The 19,159-nt window shown below is 62.0% G+C and carries 19 protein-coding genes; 8 read left to right on the plus strand and 11 right to left on the minus strand.

Going from position 1 to position 19,159, the window contains the following annotated elements; all coding sequences use genetic code 11:
• Nucleotides 1-130 precede the first annotated feature (130 nt).
• Nucleotides 131-1,246, plus strand: coding sequence for a hypothetical protein (locus tag REA38_RS06850; RefSeq protein WP_308885443.1), 1,116 nt, complete (start codon nt 131-133; stop codon nt 1,244-1,246).
• A gap of 3 nt (nt 1,247-1,249) precedes the next feature.
• On the opposite strand, the gene REA38_RS06855 is transcribed toward REA38_RS06850, so the two are convergent.
• The 6 genes from REA38_RS06855 to REA38_RS06880 form a co-directional block, all read right to left on the minus strand.
• Nucleotides 1,250-1,954, minus strand: coding sequence for a hypothetical protein (locus REA38_RS06855; protein WP_033653327.1), 705 nt, complete (start codon nt 1,952-1,954; stop codon nt 1,250-1,252).
• Between the two features lie 16 nt (nt 1,955-1,970).
• On the minus strand, nt 1,971-3,146 hold the full coding sequence (locus tag REA38_RS06860; protein ID WP_033647403.1) for a hypothetical protein: 1,176 nt from the start codon (nt 3,144-3,146) through the stop codon (nt 1,971-1,973).
• On the minus strand, nt 3,143-4,429 hold the full coding sequence (locus REA38_RS06865) for a hypothetical protein (protein ID WP_308885448.1): 1,287 nt from the start codon (nt 4,427-4,429) through the stop codon (nt 3,143-3,145). The genes REA38_RS06860 and REA38_RS06865 overlap by 4 nt, the downstream gene beginning before the upstream one ends.
• 54 nt (nt 4,430-4,483) lie before the next feature.
• The gene (cybB, locus tag REA38_RS06870) at nt 4,484-5,008 is read right to left on the minus strand and encodes a cytochrome b561 (RefSeq protein WP_079656961.1); all 525 of its coding nucleotides are present in this window, start codon (nt 5,006-5,008) and stop codon (nt 4,484-4,486) included.
• Between the two features lie 278 nt (nt 5,009-5,286).
• Nucleotides 5,287-6,888: an ABC transporter substrate-binding protein gene (locus REA38_RS06875; RefSeq protein ID WP_308885450.1), complete on the minus strand. Its 1,602-nt coding sequence runs from the start codon at nt 6,886-6,888 to the stop codon at nt 5,287-5,289.
• 126 nt (nt 6,889-7,014) lie between these two features.
• Complete coding sequence (locus REA38_RS06880; protein WP_047569126.1) at nt 7,015-7,395, minus strand: helix-turn-helix domain-containing protein; 381 nt, start codon at nt 7,393-7,395, stop codon at nt 7,015-7,017.
• A gap of 84 nt (nt 7,396-7,479) precedes the next feature.
• Between REA38_RS06880 and REA38_RS06885 the strand changes: the two genes are divergently transcribed.
• Complete coding sequence (locus REA38_RS06885; protein WP_308885452.1) at nt 7,480-8,247, plus strand: NAD(P)H-dependent oxidoreductase; 768 nt, start codon at nt 7,480-7,482, stop codon at nt 8,245-8,247.
• Here the strand turns inward: REA38_RS06885 and REA38_RS06890 are convergent.
• A complete protein-coding gene (locus REA38_RS06890) occupies nt 8,244-8,492 on the minus strand; it encodes a hypothetical protein (RefSeq protein WP_019454278.1) in 249 nt (82 codons plus the stop codon). The two genes, REA38_RS06885 and REA38_RS06890, sit on opposite strands and share 4 nt — an antisense overlap.
• Before the next feature lie 193 nt (nt 8,493-8,685).
• On the opposite strand from REA38_RS06890, the gene REA38_RS06895 reads away from it, so the two are divergent.
• From REA38_RS06895 to feaR, 3 genes are all read left to right on the plus strand, one after another.
• On the plus strand, nt 8,686-9,090 hold the full coding sequence (locus REA38_RS06895; protein WP_033647394.1) for an Exc2 family lipoprotein: 405 nt from the start codon (nt 8,686-8,688) through the stop codon (nt 9,088-9,090).
• Between the two features lie 107 nt (nt 9,091-9,197).
• Nucleotides 9,198-9,839 (plus strand): DsbA family protein, encoded by a 642-nt coding sequence (locus REA38_RS06900; protein ID WP_060422125.1) that lies wholly within the window; start codon nt 9,198-9,200, stop codon nt 9,837-9,839.
• Between the two features lie 139 nt (nt 9,840-9,978).
• A complete protein-coding gene (gene feaR, locus REA38_RS06905) occupies nt 9,979-10,878 on the plus strand; it encodes a transcriptional regulator FeaR (protein ID WP_164097306.1) in 900 nt (299 codons plus the stop codon).
• Between the two features lie 33 nt (nt 10,879-10,911).
• Here the strand turns inward: feaR and REA38_RS06910 are convergent, their stop codons facing one another.
• Nucleotides 10,912-12,411: an aldehyde dehydrogenase family protein gene (locus REA38_RS06910; RefSeq protein WP_308885454.1), complete on the minus strand. Its 1,500-nt coding sequence runs from the start codon at nt 12,409-12,411 to the stop codon at nt 10,912-10,914.
• Nucleotides 12,412-12,570: 159 nt separating this feature from the next.
• A complete protein-coding gene (gene leuE / locus REA38_RS06915; RefSeq protein ID WP_016928933.1) occupies nt 12,571-13,209 on the minus strand; it encodes a leucine efflux protein LeuE in 639 nt (212 codons plus the stop codon).
• A gap of 237 nt (nt 13,210-13,446) precedes the next feature.
• Here leuE and ada point away from each other — a divergent pair, with 237 nt between their 5' ends.
• Both ada and REA38_RS06925 read left to right on the plus strand, forming a co-directional pair.
• On the plus strand, nt 13,447-14,502 hold the full coding sequence (ada, locus tag REA38_RS06920; protein WP_060452691.1) for a bifunctional DNA-binding transcriptional regulator/O6-methylguanine-DNA methyltransferase Ada: 1,056 nt from the start codon (nt 13,447-13,449) through the stop codon (nt 14,500-14,502).
• On the plus strand, nt 14,499-15,212 hold the full coding sequence (locus REA38_RS06925) for a 2OG-Fe(II) oxygenase (RefSeq protein WP_308885456.1): 714 nt from the start codon (nt 14,499-14,501) through the stop codon (nt 15,210-15,212). The genes ada and REA38_RS06925 overlap by 4 nt, the downstream gene beginning before the upstream one ends.
• Here REA38_RS06925 and tehB read toward each other — a convergent pair.
• Complete coding sequence (gene tehB / locus REA38_RS06930) at nt 15,207-16,070, minus strand: SAM-dependent methyltransferase TehB (RefSeq protein WP_308885458.1); 864 nt, start codon at nt 16,068-16,070, stop codon at nt 15,207-15,209. The genes REA38_RS06925 and tehB overlap by 6 nt on opposite strands.
• Before the next feature lie 177 nt (nt 16,071-16,247).
• Here tehB and REA38_RS06935 point away from each other — a divergent pair, with 177 nt between their 5' ends.
• Nucleotides 16,248-17,351, plus strand: coding sequence for a DUF1615 domain-containing protein (locus tag REA38_RS06935; protein ID WP_308885460.1), 1,104 nt, complete (start codon nt 16,248-16,250; stop codon nt 17,349-17,351).
• A gap of 53 nt (nt 17,352-17,404) precedes the next feature.
• Here the strand turns inward: REA38_RS06935 and REA38_RS06940 are convergent, their stop codons facing one another.
• The gene (locus REA38_RS06940) at nt 17,405-19,084 is read right to left on the minus strand and encodes an alpha-keto acid decarboxylase family protein (protein ID WP_039567029.1); all 1,680 of its coding nucleotides are present in this window, start codon (nt 19,082-19,084) and stop codon (nt 17,405-17,407) included.
• Nucleotides 19,085-19,159: the final 75 nt, after the last annotated feature.

The raw sequence follows: 19,159 nt of genomic DNA on the forward strand, positions 1-19,159 counted from the left end.
CGTTATTTATGTGATCTTCATGGTCACAGAAATAACGCTGAAATTATTGCCTTTCTATTTAACGGCTAATTATTCATGGCATAGGCTTCAACCCCGCTAACCGCCTGCGCTAGAATCAGGCGGTTTGCTCTTGAAAAAGGATATCGCCATGGCCGCCTGGGCCTTTTTGATCGTCGGTTGGCTGTTGATTTGGCGGGATTACCCGATTTTCGGCGCGTTGTGCATCGCGCTGTTCGCCGTGCTGCAATGGGCCAAATACGCCGCAAAAGGCGTGCAAAACCCCGAAGAGGCCGCAGAGTGGCGCAAGACCGACTGGCGTTCGCAGCCGATTGAAATGGCGCACGCCGGCGACAGCGACCGGCAGATTGGCGGCGTGGGGGAGCTGGGCATGGGCGGCCCCAATTTTTGGACGCTGCTGCTGCGCGACGGAGCGATTGTGCATGGCGCCTGTGCGGCGCCGCAGGACGTGGACGGCGGCAGGTTGCGCCTGATCCCGACCCGCAGCCGCGAGGGTGAGGGGCTGACGGTCTACGAACCTGCCGCCCGGGCGATGTACGCGCTGCCTGCGCTGACCGATCGCGAGCTGGAAGCAGTGGCCGGCGGTTCCGCCGAGGCGCTGGCGTGGCTGCGGGCGAGCTGTCGGCAGGCGGTGGCCACGCCGCTGCGTCAGGTGCGCGGTCTGTGGGTGCCGCAGTGGGCAGAGGATCCGGCGGATCGTCTGGAGATCGCCTTGCCCAGTGGCCGCGCGCTGGCGGCGCGCTCGACGTTACCGGCGGATTTGCGCCATGCGGACGATCCTGCCGCGCTGCTGCACGCGCCGCCTTATGAGCTGTTGCTGGATAACCGGCCGACCGATCGCTTGGTGTGCGATCTCGAACGCGTGGCGGAATCGCCGACGGGCGACGGCTTGAGCGTCGGCGGCTGCCAGTTCCGCGGTGAGCATATCGTCGATGGTCTGTACCATCTGTACTTCGCCGGCGAGTGGTTCAGCCTGCTCTCCTACGCGCACAAACCGGCGGGCTGGCGCGGTTCGGACACCACCTTTTTTGTCGAGCGGGTCGAGCCGCAAGACGGCGGCGTATTCGTGATTGAATGGGATGCCTACAGCGTGGGGCCCGACGGGCGTGCGCCGCGCGTAGCGGCGCCGCCGGTCTTGGTTATCGCAGTAAGCTGGCAGGACGCGCCGCTGCGGCTGCCCACGGCCAATAACCGCGTGACCGTGCGCTTGCCTAACGCCACGGCGTAAGGCTTAAGGCAGCACCCTGACTTCGCCGTTGTGCAAGGTCAGCACGGCGATCGGGCTGCCGGGGAAGCACTCCCTAAAGATCCAGTCGCTGGGCCGAAACGCCGCCGCAGGCAGCCCGGCCTGCCACTCTTCCCACTGCGGGGCCGGCTTATCCGGCGGTAAAGAGAAAGAGACCAGCCAACCCGCTTCGCAGTGCACCCTTTGGCCGCTCGGGCGGGTAAAGGTGTGCGCGCTCGCCAGCTCCATTACCGGCGGTAAAACCTCGAAGGCAATGATCGGCACGCCGGCCACGCTCTGCGGCCGAGGAAAACGCACGGCGGTCACGCCGTCCATCGTGATGGGGCTGTCTTCGGTGCCGGGCAGGCGCGGTTCCTGCCGGTTTACCCAGCTGCCTTTCGTCAGCGTGATTTCACCGAACGGTTTGGCTTCGTCGAGCGTCAGGTAGCTGCGCCGATTCCAGCGTTCTTCCGCCCGCTGGCTCTTGAGATCCTGGATGGCGATGTCGATCAGCATCAGCACGAACGCCACCGGGTAGATCGCCAGCGCCGAGGCCAGCAGATAGCCGCCCCAGGAAAGCGGCGGGCGTGGGCGGCCGCAGCGGGCAGAAGCGTAGCGCCAGCCCCACCAGGCGAGCAGGATGCCGGCGAGCAGCAGCGCCAACAACAGCGCCACCAGCCCTGCAACGCCGGCGCCATAACCTAACAGCATGGCAAGTTCCTCATGTTCACGGCGTGGTGGAACGGTAGCGAACGAAGTAGGGCAGCGCCGGGGGCTCCCCGTCATCGCCATAGTGGCTTTCCGGTTCGATCACGGTTTGGCGTGCGTCGTCGCGCCCGTTGTAGCGGTACTCCAACGGCTGGCGGTAGCGCACGTCGGATGAGCGCAGATCTAAAATCAGCGAAAGGCGCGCATCGCCGTTATCCGTTTGGGCGACCAGCTTGTCGTTGCCTGCCCACAGCTGATACAGCGATTTATCGCCGGTCTCCAGCAGCACCTTCAACTGCCCGTCGGATTGATAACGCAGGAGCTGATACAGCCCTCTTTCCAGCGTCTGTGCGATCAGGTAGATGCCGCCATCCGGGGCCTGCGCACTTTCCGTCACGCGCACCGTGAGCCAATGCGGTTCGGCCACCTCGCCGGTTTTGCCGTTAACGGCGATGTGCAAGGCGCCGGAGCCGAGCACCGGATTCATCCAGAACAGCACGCGATCGCCGTCAACGGCGGTAAAGATCTCGGGTATGGATTTGCGCTTGCCGGAGGCGTAAGCCGTCGGTGAGTCCTCCTCGCCGCGCTCAAAACCCAGCAGCTGTCGCGCTTCCAACAGCGCCGGCAGATCCAGCGTTTGCCGCCAATGGGCGCCAAAGTCCGGGCTGTAGAATACGCCTTCGGTGCTGATGAGATACAGCGCGCGTTTACCCGGCAGCGCCACCAGTTTGCCGCCGATAAAGGAAGGCCGGTTGTCGTCGCCCTCCGGCCAAGGGATCAGCGCCCCGATGGTGCCCTGTTTCACATCGACCATCCGGCGCCCCTTGGACAGAAAAAGCACGCACTCCTGCCCGCCGCAAACCGCATCGTGGATAGACTCGTCGAGTTCCCCCAGCATCTGCAATCCCTGCGGGCCGCTGAACAACACCTGGCTGAGATAGTTGGCCGCCCAGCCGTAAAAGCTATTGTAGGCCCCGCGCTCACTCCTTTTGCTGATGAGCAGCAGGGCGCCGTCCTGCGCCGGGTAGCTGTGGATGAGATCGTAATGGGCTATCGTCGGCAATGCTTCGTCGCTCTGGGTCCATTGCCACTGCGCATAGCGTTGTTCTGGGGCGAGGAAATAGACGCCCAGCGCGCTGGCCAAAAACAGCGTCAGGATAATAAGGGGTCTTTTATAAAGCGCTAACGTCATCATTTCAGCTCCGTCACCTGATCCTGCTGCCATAACCTGCGGCGCAGATTGCGCAGGTATTTAAACGTTTTAAACGTGCGGTGCTGGTCAAAAGAGTAAAGGCGGCAGATCTGGGCGAAGCCCTCGATCAACAGCGCGAGGCCGCTGACCATCAGCATCATTAAGAGAAGAATCGGTGGCAATTCGCTGCCGAGACGCTGCAGGGTCCAGGCATCCAGGTAAAAGCCCGCCGGGGTATCGGCGTTATCCGCCACCGCCAGGCCGAGCACAAAGCACGTCACGATCGCGCCGAGAATGAAGACAACGCGCGCGCACAGGTTAAGGCCGGATTCGGTGAAGTAGCGGCGGCCGCCGATGAGGTAGGTCTGGCGATCGCGGTGGTTGATGATCCCACGCACCGTAGGCAACTCGGGGACGGTGTCGTTCTCGCAATACAGCACCTGCAGCGGATCGCCTTTGGCGATGAAAAGCGGATGTTGCCGACGAAATACCGGATGCAGTTTGGTATTGGGGACGTTGAGCGCACGGGTCGTCAACGCGAAGTGCGTCTCCTTCTGGCGCCACGCATAGGTGTCCAAATACTGCACCTGGCGCGGGATCTCATAGTGGCGGAGTTCGTAGCTCAGGGCGTTGACCGTCTCGATGCCGGAGGCCTCGACGCCGTCGGGGAGGGGGACGTCGGTTTGCTGCGCTGCGGGCACTGACGCGGCGTCTGCACTGACGGCCCGGTATTTGATGCCGGGGATTTTCAGGCTGAGCGATCCGGGCGGCGTGACGTCTTGCCCCTGCAGCACGCGATCCAGCGCCTTGAGCAGGCGCCTGCGGCCGCGATGCCCGATCAGCAGCAGCTCAGAACCGACGAACAGCACCATGCCGATGCCGACAAGGCCGGCGATTACGGCGATAAAGAACAGAACGATGGTCAGCCAGGAATCTTCCCCGTCCATGATGAAAAAGGCTGCCGGAAAACCGCCGACCAGCGCCGCGCCCAGCACCAGCAGGGCGAAGTATTTCAGCTTGTATTTCAGCGTTCTGTCGGGCTCCAGCCGGCCTTTTGTCTCGTGCAGCAGCCAGTGCAGCCAGTAGCTGCCGTCCTGCAGGCGATGGGCGCCAATCTTCACCCGATCGCCGGCGGCGAGCGTGGCCAGCAGATTTTCGCTGTCGCTGAAGTCGTCACGGTAAAAAAAGAACGTTTGGCCGGCGGCGATGATCCTCACCAGGTTGTCGGGCGCCGTCTGTTGGCAGGCACATTGTTCGACGGTCACATTAAAAAATTGGGTTTGCATGTCATTCCCTGTCAGCGGGCGTGGCCCGAAAATTCATCCCTGGCGCCAAATTATTCAGCGCTTTTTCATCAACGGCAGCATGCGCACCAGCGCATTGTCCTTGACGATGTAGTGGTGAAACAGCGCGGCGGCGGCATGCAGGCCGATCAGCCAGTAGCCGAATGACGCCAGCGTTTTGTGCCAGCCGATAATCATCCGCGCCTGCGGCCGATCGGCCACGTCGGCGAACGGCATCGGCAGGCCGAACAGATACCACTCCTTGCCGCCCAGATAGCGCGAATACACCCCCAGCACCGGCAGCGTCAACAGCAGCAGGTAAATCAGGGTATGCGTCAGGTGCGCCAGGCCGGTTTGCCACTTAGGCGGTTTGGGCGCGATGGCGGGAGAAGGGTGGCGCCAGCGCAGGAACAGGCGGGCGATCATCAGCGCAAACACCGTTACGCCGCAGCTGAAGTGGGTGACAACCAGCACGTACCAGGGGGCGCTGCCCGGTTCGGCAAAGCCGCGTAGCTCGATAGTGACGCAGGTGATGACCAGCAGGATCGCCACCAGCCAGTGCAGGCGAATTTGCCACGGCATGTAGGTGTTCTGCACCGAGTTGCCTTTTGATGTTAAAGGGTCTGTGCGCCGATGGTAACGAAATGTTACAGGTGAGGAAAGCGCCCGTGTGCAGTTTAAGCAAAATGCCAGGGGTTAAACCGCTTATTAAGCTATGAATTTAGTGGGCTAAGTGTTTGGCGGCAGAGGAGGTAGTTGGCATCGTAAGTTGTGAAGCTAATGGACGATAGATTCAGAGGCTGGCAGCTTAATAAGTAGCGAAGCAAATAGCGCCGCAGCCCTCGCTGCGGCGCCCGGGATCAGTTCAATTTGGCCTTGGCGAAATCGCTGCCGTTCACGTCCACCACATAGCCGCTCAGGTTGCTGCGGGTGGCGTAGAACACTTTGCCGGTGGCCAGCGGCAGCCACGGCGCCTGTTTGGCGAAGATCACCTGTGCCTGTTGATACAGCTTGGCGCGAGCCTGTGGCTGGTTCTCCAGAATCGCCTGCTGGATCAGGCTGTCATAATCCTTATCGCACCAGCGCGCCACGTTGGCGCCGCTCTGCACCCCGGCGCAGCCGAGCAGGGTGGCGAAGTTGTCCGGATCGCCGTTGTCCGACACCCAACCGTACAGCGCGCTCTGCTGTTCGCCTTTGCGCAGCCCGGCCAGATACTGGCCCCACTCCCAGGTGACGATCTTGGCCTTCACGCCCACCTTCGCCCAGTCGCTCTGGATCATCTCGGCGATGCGCTTCGAGTTCGGATTGTAGGGGCGCTGTACCGGCATCGACCAGATATCGGTCTCAAAGCCCTGCTCCAGCCCGGCCTGCTTCAGCAGCTCGCGCGCCTTCTGCGGATCGTAGGCGTATTCCGGCAGTTGATCGTTGTAGCCCAGCATGCCCGGCGGCAGCAGCGAGTTGGCCGGTGTGCCGCTGTCTTTGAACACCGCGGCGACGATCGCTTTCTTGTCCACCGCATAGCTCAGCGCCTGGCGCACCAGCAGGTTGTCGAACGGCTTTTTCTGGGTGTTGAACGCCAGATAGCCGACGTTCAGCCCGGTGATGTCGTGCAGCTGCAGGTTGCCGTCGGCCTTGATGGCGGCGAACTGTTCCGGCAGCGGCGCGGGGATAATCTGGCATTCATTGGTTTTCAGTTTGGCCAGCCGGGTTTGCGGATCAGGCGTAATCGAGAAGATCAGGTGCTTGCTGGCCACTTCGCCCTGCCAGTAGTGCGGATTGGCGATGTAGCGGATCAGCGAATCCTGTTTGTACTGCTGCAGCGCGAACGGCCCGGTGCCGATCGGCCAGTTGTCGACGTATTCCGGCGTGCCCTTTTTCAGCATCGCGTCGGCGTACTCGGCGGACAGGATCGAGGCGAAATCCATCGCCCAGTCGGCGACGAAGGCGGCGTTGGGCTGGCTCAGCGTGAAGCGCACGTGATGCTCGTCCACCGCTTCCACCTTGGCGATCAGCTTGTCCAGGCCCATGTCGGTGAAGTATTCATAGTTGCCGCCGGAGACCTTGTGATACGGGTTAGCGGGATCCTTCTGCCGTATCACGGTGAACACCACGTCTTCGGCGTTGAAATCGCGTGTTGGGGTGAAGTATTTATTGCTGTTGAATTTCACGCCCTGGCGCAGGGTAAAGGTGTAGGTCTTGCCGTCCGGGCTGACGCTCCACTCGGTGGCCAGCGAAGGGGCGGGGGTTTTATCGCTTTCGCTCAGCGTCACCAAGCGGTTGTACAGCACCTGTGAGGTGGCGATAAAGGTCGGCCCGGAGCTGGCGAGCTGCGGGTTGAACGATTCCGGCGAGGCGACGGTGCAGTACACCAGCGCATCGGAAGCGGCCAGCGCGCCGCCCGCCGACAGCAGGCCGGCGCTTGCCAGCGCCAATCCGGCGATAGGGTGTTTTAAAAACGTCAAGGCAAGATCCTCAGGTGGGGGGCCGTTAGCGGCGAATTGATTTAACTATAGATAACGGATGGCGCGACGGGGAACAAGCGTCTCAGCTGCGCATTCTGTGCGCCCCGCGTTGCCAGGCAAACCGCTTTAATCGGCCGCGCGCTTGCGGTCTGCATCATAGCGCTCGCGGGCGGCGTCCAACTCGGGGAAATGGTATTCCGCCCATCGGTCGAGCGCCGTCAGCGTCTCGACCAGCGAGCAGGCGACGGCGCTGAGCCGGTATTCCACATGCGCCTGATTCCTTTCACTTAAATCCAAGCGTTCGAGCAGCCCGTTGCGTTCCAACTGGCGCAGCGTTTGCGTCAGCACCTTCTGTGAAATGCCGTCGATGCGGCGCAGCAGTTCGCCGTTGCGCATCGGCCGCTGCGCCAGCGCGGGCAGGATCAGCATCACCCACTTGCCGGAAATCAGCGCCAGCGCATCGCGCGCGGAGCATTTACTCGAATAGACGTCGCCGGGATAGGCCATGGGGGGTTACCTTCAGGTGCGTAATTGCCAAGGGTGCGATAAAGCCACAGCATAGCAGCACCACCTTACAGCGGGAGACACAGGATGAACGTGCTGATTGTGCTGGCTCACCCCGAGCCGCATTCTTTCAATGCCCATTTGGCCGAACAGGCGCGGCAGGCCTGGCTGGCGCAGGGGCACCAGGTGAAGACGGTTGATCTGTATCAGGAGGGGTTTGATCCGCGTGAAGGCGCAGACCATTACCCCAGCAGAAAGCAGGCGGACAGATTTGATGCGATGCAGGAGCAGCGCCATCACTGGACGACTCAGGCGCTGCCGGCGGAGATCCGGCGGCATATCGAGCTGCTGCGCTGGGCGGACACGCTGGTGCTGCAGTTCCCTTTCTGGTGGTTCGGCGCGCCGGCCATCCTCAAGGGCTGGATGGATCGGGTGTTCGTTTACGGTGGGATCTACGACAGCCGCCACCGCCATGAAAACGGCGTGATGCGCGGCAAACGGGCGCTGCTGACCGTCACCGCCGGCGCCTCCGCTCAGGCCTGCGCGCCGAACGGGCGCGACGGCGATATGCGGCTGATGCTGTGGCCGATCATGCATGCGCTGCACTATATCGGCTTTAGCGTGCTGGAGCCGTTCCTGGTTTATGGCGTGCGCGGCGGGTTGACGGGCGAGGCGCTGCAGGCGCAGAACGCTGCTTTGGTGCAGGTGACGCAGGCGTATCGGGCTGGCTTAGGCGATCTTGCCGCCTGGCCGGCGGTGCGGTTCAACCGCAATGACGATTTTGACGCCGATCTGGCGCTGAAGCCCGGTGCGCCGGTCTATAGCCCGTTCGTGCGCCACCGCGATCCGGTTTAGAAACCGGCCTTCAGCAGTTCCTCGCGCAAGTCGTCGATAATCGCCGGTTCGATGTCGGGGAACTGCTGCTGAATATCGGCGATGGCTTCGGCCACGCTCGGGCCGGCAAAGGTGCCGGAGAAGGGCAGCAGCGGCAGATTGGCGTCGCTGTCCGGCAGTTCGCCGCGGATAGTGCCGGTGATCATGCCCGCTTTTTTTTCCGCCGTGAGGTCGTACTCCCCCACGTTTTTGTCGATCGGTTTCATTGGCCGCCTCGCTGTCGGTGAGTGTTTACCCTGTTCGGTTAAAGCATAGTGTTTCAGGCAATGAATACCAATAAATGTATATAATATTAATATAAAACAATGTGATGCGTATTTTGTCGTTTGACGTTTACCGGGGGCCGGCGCTATGCTCTTGGCGCTAAAGGAACCTTCCTCACTGACAGGGACAGACGACATGAAAAGACTGAAAAGCGCGGCGCTGTTGTTGCCGCTGTTGGCGCTCAGCGCCTGCACCCACCACCTCAGCAGCGCGGAGCGACATGCCAAGCACTACGTTTATCAAACGCGCGACGACTTCGACCCGCAATTCCGCACCGATGTGAACGGCAGCATTAAAAACGCCGTGCCGATGTTCGAACAGTTCTACCAGCAGGGGAAAAAGGATCGCGCGGCGGGCGTGGCGCGCAGCGAGGCGCAGAAAAAGGCCGATTATCTGGCCAGCCCGGAATTCCAGCAGAACATGGAACACAAAACCATTTTCATCAATCGCGCCTACAGCGGCTCCGACAATCCTAAACGCCGTCAGGTGCTGTCGCAGGAAGCGGTGGGCGCCTACTGGGACGGTTACGAAGGCCGTTGATTGAATCCCACATAAACATAAGGTAATAAAAACTGGCCTTCTGCCGGTTATTTGATTATAAAAACCGGCGCTAAGGACGATGTTCATAATCGAAACCAGGAGTGTTTATGTTGGCAAACGTTAAGCGTTCGTTCGCCGCCGCCATCGTATTGATGTTGGCGCTACCCGCGGTTCAGGCCGCGGATTACCGTGCGGGCGAGCAATACACCCGGCTGGATAAGCCGGTAGCCGCCGCGCCGGCGGTGGTGGAGTTCTTCTCCTTCTACTGCGGCCCTTGCTATCAGTTCGCCGAAACCTACCGCGTAGGCAGCACCGTGGCGCAGGCGCTGCCCGCCGGTGAGAAAGTCACCAAGTATCACGTCAGCCTGATGGGCAAATTGGGCAATGAGCTGACCGAAGCCTGGGCGGTGGCGACGGTGCTGGGCGTGGAAGACAAGATTGAAGGGGCGATGTTCGACGCGGTGCAGAAACAGCGCGCCGTCAATAGCGCCGAAGATATTCAGCGGGTGTTCACGGCGGCCGGCATCGATGCCGCCACCTATGAAAACGCGCGCCACAGCCTGCTGGTCAAAGGGTTGATCGCCAAGCAGAACGAAGCGGTGAAGGCGTTCGAGGTGCGCGGCACCCCGTCGTTCTACGTAGCCGGCAAATACAAGATAGACAATGCCGGCATGGCCAGCACCAGCGTTGAAGGCTACGCCAAAGAGTACGCGGCGGTGGTGCGGCATCTGTTGGATACGCAGCCTTAAGGCGATTCCTCCTCCGGCGCCCGATGATCTGTGATCGCGGCGCCAAATCCCCGGCTCGCCATTGATTGTGTGTTAACGGATTGTTATGGTGGTTTTCTGTTCAACGGCGCAGCACCGCTGCTGTTTGAAGGGAGAGATCATGACGGCATTGGCAACGCTCCGGGACGTCGGCTTCGAAGAGTGGCTGGGCAAAATCAACACCGCCTGCGGCAGATTCTGCGCAAAAACGCTGGGGCCGGGCTTCAGCGGGGCGATGCAGGAATTCCGCGCCCATGCGCTGCGCCTGAGCGTGGTCGACGTGTCTCAGGCCCGGCTGTACCGCACGCCGCGCGAGATCGCCCGCAGCGACGGCGCGCACTTTTTTACCGTCTTCCAACTGCGCGGCAGCGCGTTGATGGAGCAGGGCGAGAGCCAGACGGTGCTCTCTCCCGGCGACATCACGCTGATCGACGCCTCACGGCCCAGCAGCTTCACCTTCCAGCGCGATTCGCGCCAAATCTCCTTGTTGTTGCCGCGCGGCTGCCTGCCGCTGCCGCCGCCTTGCGCCCAGCGTCTCGGGGCAGAGCTCAGCGCGGTGCGCCTCAGCCGCCAACTGGTGCTGAGCAGCATGCAGGATCCTCAGCTTGCCGCGGCGGAAAGCGAGGCGGTGCTGAATGCGCTGGCGGCGCTGCTGCGCCCGGCGCTGGCGCTCGAACAGGCGCGCCCGGAGGGGCAACAGCCGGTTTTCGACAAGGCGCTGGCGTTGATCGACAGGCATATTCAGTCGCCGCAGCTGCGCCCGGAATGGGTGGCGGCCGAGTTGGGGGTGTCACTGCGCAGCCTGTATCGGCTGTTTGCCCGTCAGGGGCTGGTGGTGGCCCAGTACATCAGGAACCGCCGGCTGGATCTGTGCGCGCAGGCGCTGCGCAGCGCCGCCGGGCAGGAGAAGCTGGCCGGAGTCGGCCTCGACTGGGGTTTTGCCGATCACAGCCATTTCTCGACCGCTTTCAAGCAGCGTTTCGGCATGTCGCCGAGCGAGTACCGTCGGCAGTATCAGTAAGCCAGGGCGCGGGCCAGGCCCGCGCCGCTTCACTCAATAGCGGATGCAGACCGATTTCGACTCGGTGTAAGCGTCCAGCCAATCCGGGCCGAAATCACGGCCGCTGCCCGACTGTTTGAACCCGCCGAACGGCATGTTAGGGTCGATCAGCGTATGGGTGTTGACCCACACGGTGCCGGCCTGAATGCGCGGCGTCAGCGCCATCGCCTGCTGCAGGCTGGTGGTCCACAGGCTGGCAGTCAGCCCGAAGTCGGTGTCGTTGGCCTTGCTCAGTGCCTCCTCGGCGCTCGCCACCCGAATCAGGTTGACCACCGGGCCGAACACTTCTTCACGCGTCAGGTTCAGCCGATCGTCCGGGTTGATCACCAGCGTTGGCGAGATGTAGAAGCCGTTGGCGTCCGGCCCGGCCGCGCCGCCGATAAGCTCGGCGTTTTTCGCCCGGGCGTCGTCCAGGTAGGCCGCCACCTTGTCGCGGTGCGCGAGCGACACCAGCGGGTTGATTTGCGCGCCGGTATCCATCCCCGGCCCGACCGACAGCGATTTCACCGCCTGTTCGAAACCTGCCACCAGTTGGTCATAAATCGGCGCTTCGATATAAATCCGCGAGCTGGCGGCGCACACCTGCCCCTGATTGAGGAAGCTGCCGAGCATCAGGCCTTCGATCACCTGCTGCGGATCGGCATCTTTCAGCACGATGGCCGGGTTTTTGCCGCCCAGCTCCAGCGTCACGCGGGTCAGGCGATCCGCCGCCGCGCGCGCGATGCTTTTGCCCACCGGCGTGGAGCCGGTAAAGCTGACTTTGGCGATCAGCGGATGTTCGGTCAGCGCCTTGCCGCACAAGGTGCCGCGGCCGGTGACCACGTTGAACACGCCCGGCGGCACGCCGGCTTCGCTCGCCAGTTCGGCGATGCGCAGCAGGGTGAGCGGGGTGGTTTCCGACGGCTTGATGACGATGGAGCAGCCCGCCGCCAGCGCCGGCATCACTTTCCACATGCCGATCATCAGCGGGAAGTTCCAGGGCACGATGCCGGCGACCACGCCGATCGGCTCTTTACGGGTATAAACCTGATATTTAGCGCCCGGCGGCATCGGAATGGAGACGTCCAGCGTCTGGCCGGTGATTTTGGTCGCCAGCCCGGCGGTGTAGCGCATCCAGTTCAGGGTGCTGCCGACTTCGAAAGCGCGGGCGATGTTGATGGATTTGCCCTGCTCCAGGGTTTCCAGCTGCGCCAGCTCCTCGGCGTGCTGCTCCACCAGATCGGCGAAGCGCAGCAGGATGCGTTCTCGTTCTACCGGCAGACGCTGCGCCCAGACGCCTTCGCTGAAGGCTTTGTGGGCGGACTGCACCGCCAGCGCGACGTCGTGTTCGTTGGCGTCGGCGGTGGTGGCGATCTGCTGCCCATTGGCGGGGTTATACACCGCCAGGCGGCCTTCCGCGGCGGACGCGCGCCACTGGCCGTCGATATACAGCCCATGCTGACGATCGAGAAAACGCGACACGCTATCCAGCACGGCTACGGTATTGTCAGACATACATCCTCCGATCAGGCTCATCAGGTTATCGTTAACCCTGCAAGTCTAGATCAGCGGAAAAGCGGCGGCTTTGGTCTGCCTGACATTCGGTTTGCCCTGCGTGTCATTTTGCCGTGACGGAAGGGTAAACCGCGGCCGGCGGGCGCCGGCCGGGAGGGATCACGAGCTCAGGGTTGCCAGACGGGTGGCGAAGCCGAGGAACAGCAGGCCGATCAGGCCGTTGCCGAGCTTCGCCAGGCCTTTCTTGTGGTTGAAGAAATGCGCCAGCATCGCGCCGGAGAAGATCAGCGTGCTCATGTAGATAAAGCTGACGGCTTCGAGGATCAGCGCCAAAATGGTGAACGACAGTCCGGTGTGCGCGTAGTTGAAGTCGATGAACTGCACGAAGAACGACACGTAAAACAAGATAGCTTTCGGGTTGGTCAGGCTCAGCGTCAGCGATTTGCGCAGAATGCTGTGGCCGCCTTCAATCTGCTGCTGTTGTGCCTGCGCCTTCTGCACGAAGGTGGCGTAGAGGATTTTTGCGCCGAGGAACAGCAGGTAAATCGCGCCGAGAAAACGCACCAGGGTGAACAGGAACGGCGTGGTGCGGATCAGCGAAGCCACGCCGATATAGGCGCAGAAGATCAGGATCGCATCGCCGATGAACACGCCGAGCGCCGCGGTGTAGCCGGCGCGCACGCCGCGCGATACGCCGGTTTTCAGTACGTACAGCGTATTCGGCCCCGGCAGAATGATAATGAAGACCACCCCGGCCAAATAGGTCCATAAATTCAGGACGCCAAAACTCTCTAACACAATAACCTCTCCATGCGCGCAACTAACAGGCAAAAACACTGGCCACGCCCGTGACCGGCCGCGATCCTAACGCTGTGCAACCGGGTTGGCAACGTAATAAACTTCATGTTGTTGGTTAAAAATTGTCGAAACATTGTTGAAAACGTCGGCGCCGAATTAAAAAGCAAGAGCCGACGTGTTTCGCCAACGGCCCGTCACTATGCTGGTTAACATCGAAACCGCAGTGAGGAACGGATGATGAAAAACGTAATCGACAGCGCCGACCCGCGCTGGCTGGCGATCGTCAGCCGCGATAAACACGCCGACGGCCGCTTTATCTATGCGGTGAAAACCACCGGCGTGTATTGCTCGCCTTCTTGCCCGTCACGCCAGCCGAATCGGCAAAACGTGGAACTGTTCGACGATGCCGAGCAGGCGGAGGCGGCGGGTTATCGGCCCTGCAAACGCTGCCGCCAGGGGCTGACGCCGTTGACCGAGCAGCATGCGCGGCAGATAGCCGAGGCCTGCCGCTATATCGAACGGGCGGAGAAAGCGCCGTCGCTGCAGACGCTGGCGCGTCACGTCGGGTTGAGCCAATACCATTTCCACCGGCTGTTCAAAGCGATCACCGGCCTGACGCCGAAAGGCTATGCCGACGCGCAGCGCAGCCAGCGCTTGCGCACCGGTCTGACGCAGCAGGAGACGGTGACCGACGCGATCTTCGACGCCGGCTATGGCGCCAATGGCCGCTTCTACCAGCAAGCCAACGCCGCGCTGGGCATGACGCCGAAGGCTTACCGGGCGGGCGGCAAAGGCATGCGCATCCATTTCGCCGTCGGGCGCTGTTCGCTGGGCGAGATCCTGGCGGCACAAAGCGAGGTGGGCATCTGCGCCATTCTGCTGGGGGACGATGCGCAGCGGTTGGTGCAGGATCTGCAGGACAAATTTCCCAACGCCGAGCTGATCGGCGGCGACGCGCAGTATGAAGCGCTGATGGCGCAGGTGGTGGGGCTGATTGAAGCGCCGGAGAACGGGCTGGCGCTGCCGCTGGATATTCGCGGCACCGCGTTTCAACAGCGGGTCTGGCAAGCGCTGCAGACGATACCGGTCGGTGAAACCGTCAGCTATGCCGATATCGCCCGGCGCATCGGCGCGCCCAAAGCGGTGCGCGCGGTGGCCGGCGCCTGCGCCGCCAACGTGCTGGCGGTGGCGATCCCCTGTCATCGGGTGGTGCGCAACGACGGCGCTTTGTCCGGCTATCGCTGGGGCGTCGAGCGCAAGAAAGCCTTGCTGGAAAAAGAGGCGCAGCGATGAGCCGCTCGCTGGCGGCGCGGCTGGCCGAATTGGACTGGGCGGCAATTGAACGTGAACTCGATGCGCAGGGCTGTGCGCGGCTGCCTGGCGTGCTCAGCCAAGAGCTGTGCCGCGAGCTTTCGGCGCTTTACCCGCACGATGCGCATTTTCGCAGCCGCATCGTGATGGCGCAGCACGGTTTTGGCCGCGGCGAGTACCGGTATTTCGCCTATCCGCTGCCGCTGCCGGTGGCCGAGGCGCGCAGCCTGATGTATGCGCGGCTGGCGCCGGTAGCCAACCGCTGGAATACCTTATTGGGCCTGGCGGCGCGCTATCCCGCCGAACACGAAGCCTACCTGGCCGAATGCCACCGGGCCGGCCAACGGCGGCCGACGCCGCTGCTGTTGCGTTACGAAGCGGGGGATTACAACTGCCTGCATCAGGATCTGTACGGCGAGCGGGTGTTTCCGCTGCAGGTGGCGTTTTTGCTCTCCGCCCCCGAACGGGATTTCACCGGCGGCGAATTCGTGTTGACCGAACAGCGGCCGCGGATGCAGAGCCGGCCGGAGGTGGTGCCGCTACAGCAGGGCGACGCGGTGGTGTTCGCCGTGCATCACCGGCCGGTGGCGGGGGGGAAAGGCTGTTATCGGGTCAATCTGCGCCACGGCGTCAGCCGGGTACGTTCCGGCCAACGCCACACGCTGGGGGTGATCTTTCACGACGCGCTATAGCTTGCGCGCCAGCAGGGTGGCGAAGCGCAGCGAGATACGGTTGCCGGCGGCGTCGGTCTTGTGCAACTGGCCGACGTCCTCGTTGTATTTGAGGATCTCCCAGTCGCGATAATAATGCTTCAGCTCACCCGGGCTGAAGGTAAACGGAAACGGCAGCGGGCAGGGATAATCCTCGCTATCCATCGCCGCCACGATCAGGTTATGGCCGCCGCGAACGGTGCTGTCCTGCATGTTTTGCACGATATGCGGAATTTGCTGGCGTTCGAGAAACATCATCACCACGGTGGACAGGATGAAGTCGTATTCGCCGCTGAAGCGGTGGGTATTGAGATCCTGCACTCCGACGCTCAGGCGGGTCAGCTGCTCGGCGTCGATGATCTGATTGAGGCGGTCTATCGACGGCGCGTGCTTGTCCCAGGCGGTGACGTCGAAACCCTTCAGATTGAGATAGAGCGAATTGCGGCCGCCGCCGCAGCCCAGATCCAGCGCCTTGCCCGGCGCGATGCGCGCCGCCGCCTCGATCACTTCGGAGTGGGTGCGCGTCAGTTCGTATTTCTTGTGGTAGTAATCTTCCGCCGTGCAGTAAAACGCCAGCCGGCAGGTCATGTCGTCCGAGAAGGAAACGATGCGATGCCACTGCTGCGGTGCGATAAACGGCGGCTGGCTTTCGGGGCTGAACTGCCAGGTCTCGGTGGTGGCGCCGTCCTCGGTCATCATGGCGAACGTCAGGCTGCCGCTCAGTACGGTGAGCTTCGCCCAGGTGCCGCTCTGGGTGTTGTGGCGCTGGCGGAAGACCTCCGGCAGCGTGTCGCTGTTCCATTCCGGCAGGGTTTTATAGCAAAGCAGCTGCTGCTCCATAAGGGGCTCCTCTGGCTGGGCAAGCAAAGTGATTTATATGATGTATATAAAATACATCTTTATCGAGCGTTTGAACATAGCGGCCTGACGGAAAGGCGTGGCATATCTTTATACTGGATTGTGCGCGGCGGCTGGGCTAATTTCAGTGCTGTTCATGTCATCACGTTCAGGGAAAAGATGCCGATACCTCGTTTATTCCACCCGATATCCTTCCGTTTGCTGAGCCTGGCCGCGCTGCTGGCGCTGGCGGGCTGTACCAGCAAAACCACCACCACGGCGCCGACGGCGCGCCCCGCCGATGTCAAAGCCCGGCTGCTGACGCTGATCCCGGCCAACGCCGGCGATCGTCAGGGCTGGGCCACCGATATTACCGCCGCCTTCGCCGCGCAGGGCATCGAGCCGAGCGATGAGAACCTGTGTTCGGTGCTGGCGGTGACCGAACAGGAGTCGACGTTCCGGGCTAACCCGCAGGTGCCGGGGCTGCCGAAGATCGCCTGGAAGGAGATCGACCGCCGCGCCGATCAGATGCACATCCCGAACTTTTTGGTGCATACCGCGTTGAAGATCTCGTCGTCGAACGGCCAGAGCTACAGCGAGCGGCTGGATAAGGTGCGCACCGAGAAGGATCTGAGCGATATCTTCGATGACATGATCGACCGCGTGCCGATGGGGCAGAAGCTGTTCGGCCATTTAAATCCGGTACATACCGGTGGCCCGATGCAGGTGAGCATCGCCTTCGCCGAGGCGCACGCCAAAGGGTACCCTTATCCGGTCGACGGCTCGATTCGCTGCGAAGTCTTCAGCCGGCGCGGCGGCATGTACTTCGGCATTATGCATTTGCTGGGATATCCGGCCGATTACAGCCGGCCGATTTATCGCTTTGCCGACTTCAACGCCGGCTGGTACGCCAGCCGCAACGCGGCGTTCCAAAACGCGGTCAGCCGGGCGAGCGCCATTCCGCTGGCGCTGGACGGCGATCTTATCGACTTCGGCAGCGACAAGCCCGGCTCGACCGAGCTGGCGGTGCGCACGCTCGGCAAGCGCCTGAATATGAGCGACAGCGCCATTCGCCGGGCGCTCGAGAAAGGCGAGACGGCCGACTTTGCCGGCACCGATCTGTATAAGAAGGTCTTTGCGCTGGCGGGCGGCAAGCTGCCGCGCGAGATGCTACCGGGCATCCAGCTGGAAAGCCCGAAAATCACCCGCAAGCTGACCACCGCCTGGTTCGCCAAACGGGTGGATGAACGCCGCCAGCGCTGCATGGCGCGCGCCGGCGGGTAACCCAAAAGAAAACGCCGCCGGTGGCCTGAAACCATCGGCGGCGCGATCGCGCATCAGGCGCTGCGGCGCGGGTTGGTCAGGCCGAAGTTAAAGCTGTTGCAGCGGTTGCAGAACTCTTTCATCACCGGCGGCGTGTCCATCATCGGCACTTTCACCTCGATAAACGCCAGCCGATCCTGCCGCGAGGCGTGTTCCAGGGCCATTTCCAGCTGCTGCGTGGTTTCCACCGCCACGCTGAACGGCTGCGCCTGGGTATTCAATACCGCCGGCAGTTTGGCGTAGTCCCACGGGCCGATGTCGTTGTAGGACGAGTTTTCGCCGAGGATATAACGCTCGATGGTGTAGCCGTCGTTGTTGATCAGGAAGATGATCGGCTTTTGCTCGCAGCGCAGCAGGGTAGACACTTCCTGCGCGGTGAGCTGGAAGGAGCCGTCGCCGATGAACAGCAGGTGACGGCGCTCAGGCGCCGCCATCAGTGTGCCGAGCAGCGCCGGCAGGGTATAGCCGATCGAACCCCAGATCGGTTGGTTGACCACCTTGACACCGCCGGGCATGCGCATGCCGCCGATGGCGGCGCCCGAGGTGCCGTTTTCCACCACCACCACGTCATCTGCCCGGATAAATCGCTGGATCCGTTGCCACAGATAGGCCTGGTCGATGGGGGCGTCGCTCGGCGTCGCCAGCTTTTCACGCGGATCGGGCAGCGGCGCCAGGGGCTGTACCGGCGCGTCTTCGCTCAGATCCAGCAGCGCCTGCAGCAGATCCGCCGTCGCCACCGCCGGATAGGAGGTGTTGTCCAACTTTAGCGAGAACGGCTGGATATCTACCTGAGCGGCGGCGGGAATTTGCTGCGAGAAATAGCCGGTGGTGGAGTCCACCAGACGCACGCCGAAGCTCAGCACGCAGTCCGAGTGCGCCATGCGTTCATACAGTTCGGGGCGCGACAGGTTGCCGCTGTAGCCGCCCATCCAACCGGCGGTATCTTCCGGAATGATGCATTTGGCGGTCGGCATATTGGTCAGCGGAATGGCAAAGCGGTGAGCGACCTCGATCACCAACCGCTGCAGCTGATAGCGATCCACCATTTGGTCGACCAACATGATCGGGCGCTGCGCGCGTTTTATTTTGGTTAACAGCGCCATCGCCGCTAATTGCACATTGTATTTATCGCTGGCCGGCAACTGCGGCGCCGCTGCGGCTGCGGCGATTTCAATTTCGACGTCGCAAATATCGGAAGGCAGCTGTAAATAGACCGGTTTCTTCTCTATCCAGGCGCGGGAAATAACGCGCGGAATTTCCTGCGCGGCATTTTCCGGCGTAATCAAGGCTTGAGCAACGGTGAATTGTTTAAAACAGTTCATGACGTTGTCGAAATTGCCGTCGCCCAGAGTATGGTGCAATAGCTGATGATTCTTCATCGCGTGCAGCGGCGGCGTGCCGGCGATGCAGACCACCGGCGAGGATTCGGCATAGGCTCCGGCGATGCCGGACAGCGCGGCCAGATCGCCGACGCCGTAGGTGACGATCAGCGCGCCGGCGCCCTTCATTCGGGCATAGCCGTCGGCGGCGTAGGCGGCGTTCAATTCATTGCAGTTGCCGATAAACGCCAACCGGTCGTCGCTTTCCAGCAGCTCCAGCAGGCTGAGGTTATAGTCGCCGGGCACGCCGTAAATACGATCGACGTTCAGGGCGTGAAGCTGTTGCAGAATGAATGACCCGATAGTTATTTTCATTGATTGCTCCGGATTATTTATCTTTATTTTGTCAGGCGAAAATCAGCAAAAATAAATTGCTGGCGATGTTGTGTC

The sequence above is a fragment of the Serratia sp. MF1(2023) genome (genome assembly GCF_030954545.1).
Classification (GTDB): Bacteria; Pseudomonadota; Gammaproteobacteria; order Enterobacterales; family Enterobacteriaceae; genus Serratia; species Serratia sarumanii.

Bases quoted from the DNA above. Each gene is read 5' to 3' on its own strand.
- REA38_RS06855 (WP_033653327.1), bottom strand. From the start codon at position 1,954: ATGCTGTTAGGTTATGGCGCCGGCGTTGCAGGGCTGGTGGCGCTGTTG.
- REA38_RS06860 (WP_033647403.1), bottom strand. From the start codon at position 3,146: ATGATGACGTTAGCGCTTTATAAAAGACCCCTTATTATCCTGACGCTG.
- REA38_RS06865 (WP_308885448.1), bottom strand. From the start codon at position 4,429: ATGCAAACCCAATTTTTTAATGTGACCGTCGAACAATGTGCCTGCCAA.
- cybB (WP_079656961.1), bottom strand. From the start codon at position 5,008: ATGCCGTGGCAAATTCGCCTGCACTGGCTGGTGGCGATCCTGCTGGTC.
- REA38_RS06880 (WP_047569126.1), bottom strand. From the start codon at position 7,395: ATGGCCTATCCCGGCGACGTCTATTCGAGTAAATGCTCCGCGCGCGAT.
- REA38_RS06885 (WP_308885452.1), top strand. From the start codon at position 7,480: ATGAACGTGCTGATTGTGCTGGCTCACCCCGAGCCGCATTCTTTCAAT.
- REA38_RS06890 (WP_019454278.1), bottom strand. From the start codon at position 8,492: ATGAAACCGATCGACAAAAACGTGGGGGAGTACGACCTCACGGCGGAA.
- REA38_RS06895 (WP_033647394.1), top strand. From the start codon at position 8,686: ATGAAAAGACTGAAAAGCGCGGCGCTGTTGTTGCCGCTGTTGGCGCTC.
- REA38_RS06900 (WP_060422125.1), top strand. From the start codon at position 9,198: ATGTTGGCAAACGTTAAGCGTTCGTTCGCCGCCGCCATCGTATTGATG.
- feaR (WP_164097306.1), top strand. From the start codon at position 9,979: ATGACGGCATTGGCAACGCTCCGGGACGTCGGCTTCGAAGAGTGGCTG.
- REA38_RS06910 (WP_308885454.1), bottom strand. From the start codon at position 12,411: ATGTCTGACAATACCGTAGCCGTGCTGGATAGCGTGTCGCGTTTTCTC.
- ada (WP_060452691.1), top strand. From the start codon at position 13,447: ATGAAAAACGTAATCGACAGCGCCGACCCGCGCTGGCTGGCGATCGTC.
- REA38_RS06925 (WP_308885456.1), top strand. From the start codon at position 14,499: ATGAGCCGCTCGCTGGCGGCGCGGCTGGCCGAATTGGACTGGGCGGCA.
- tehB (WP_308885458.1), bottom strand. From the start codon at position 16,070: ATGGAGCAGCAGCTGCTTTGCTATAAAACCCTGCCGGAATGGAACAGC.
- REA38_RS06935 (WP_308885460.1), top strand. From the start codon at position 16,248: ATGCCGATACCTCGTTTATTCCACCCGATATCCTTCCGTTTGCTGAGC.
- REA38_RS06940 (WP_039567029.1), bottom strand. From the start codon at position 19,084: ATGAAAATAACTATCGGGTCATTCATTCTGCAACAGCTTCACGCCCTG.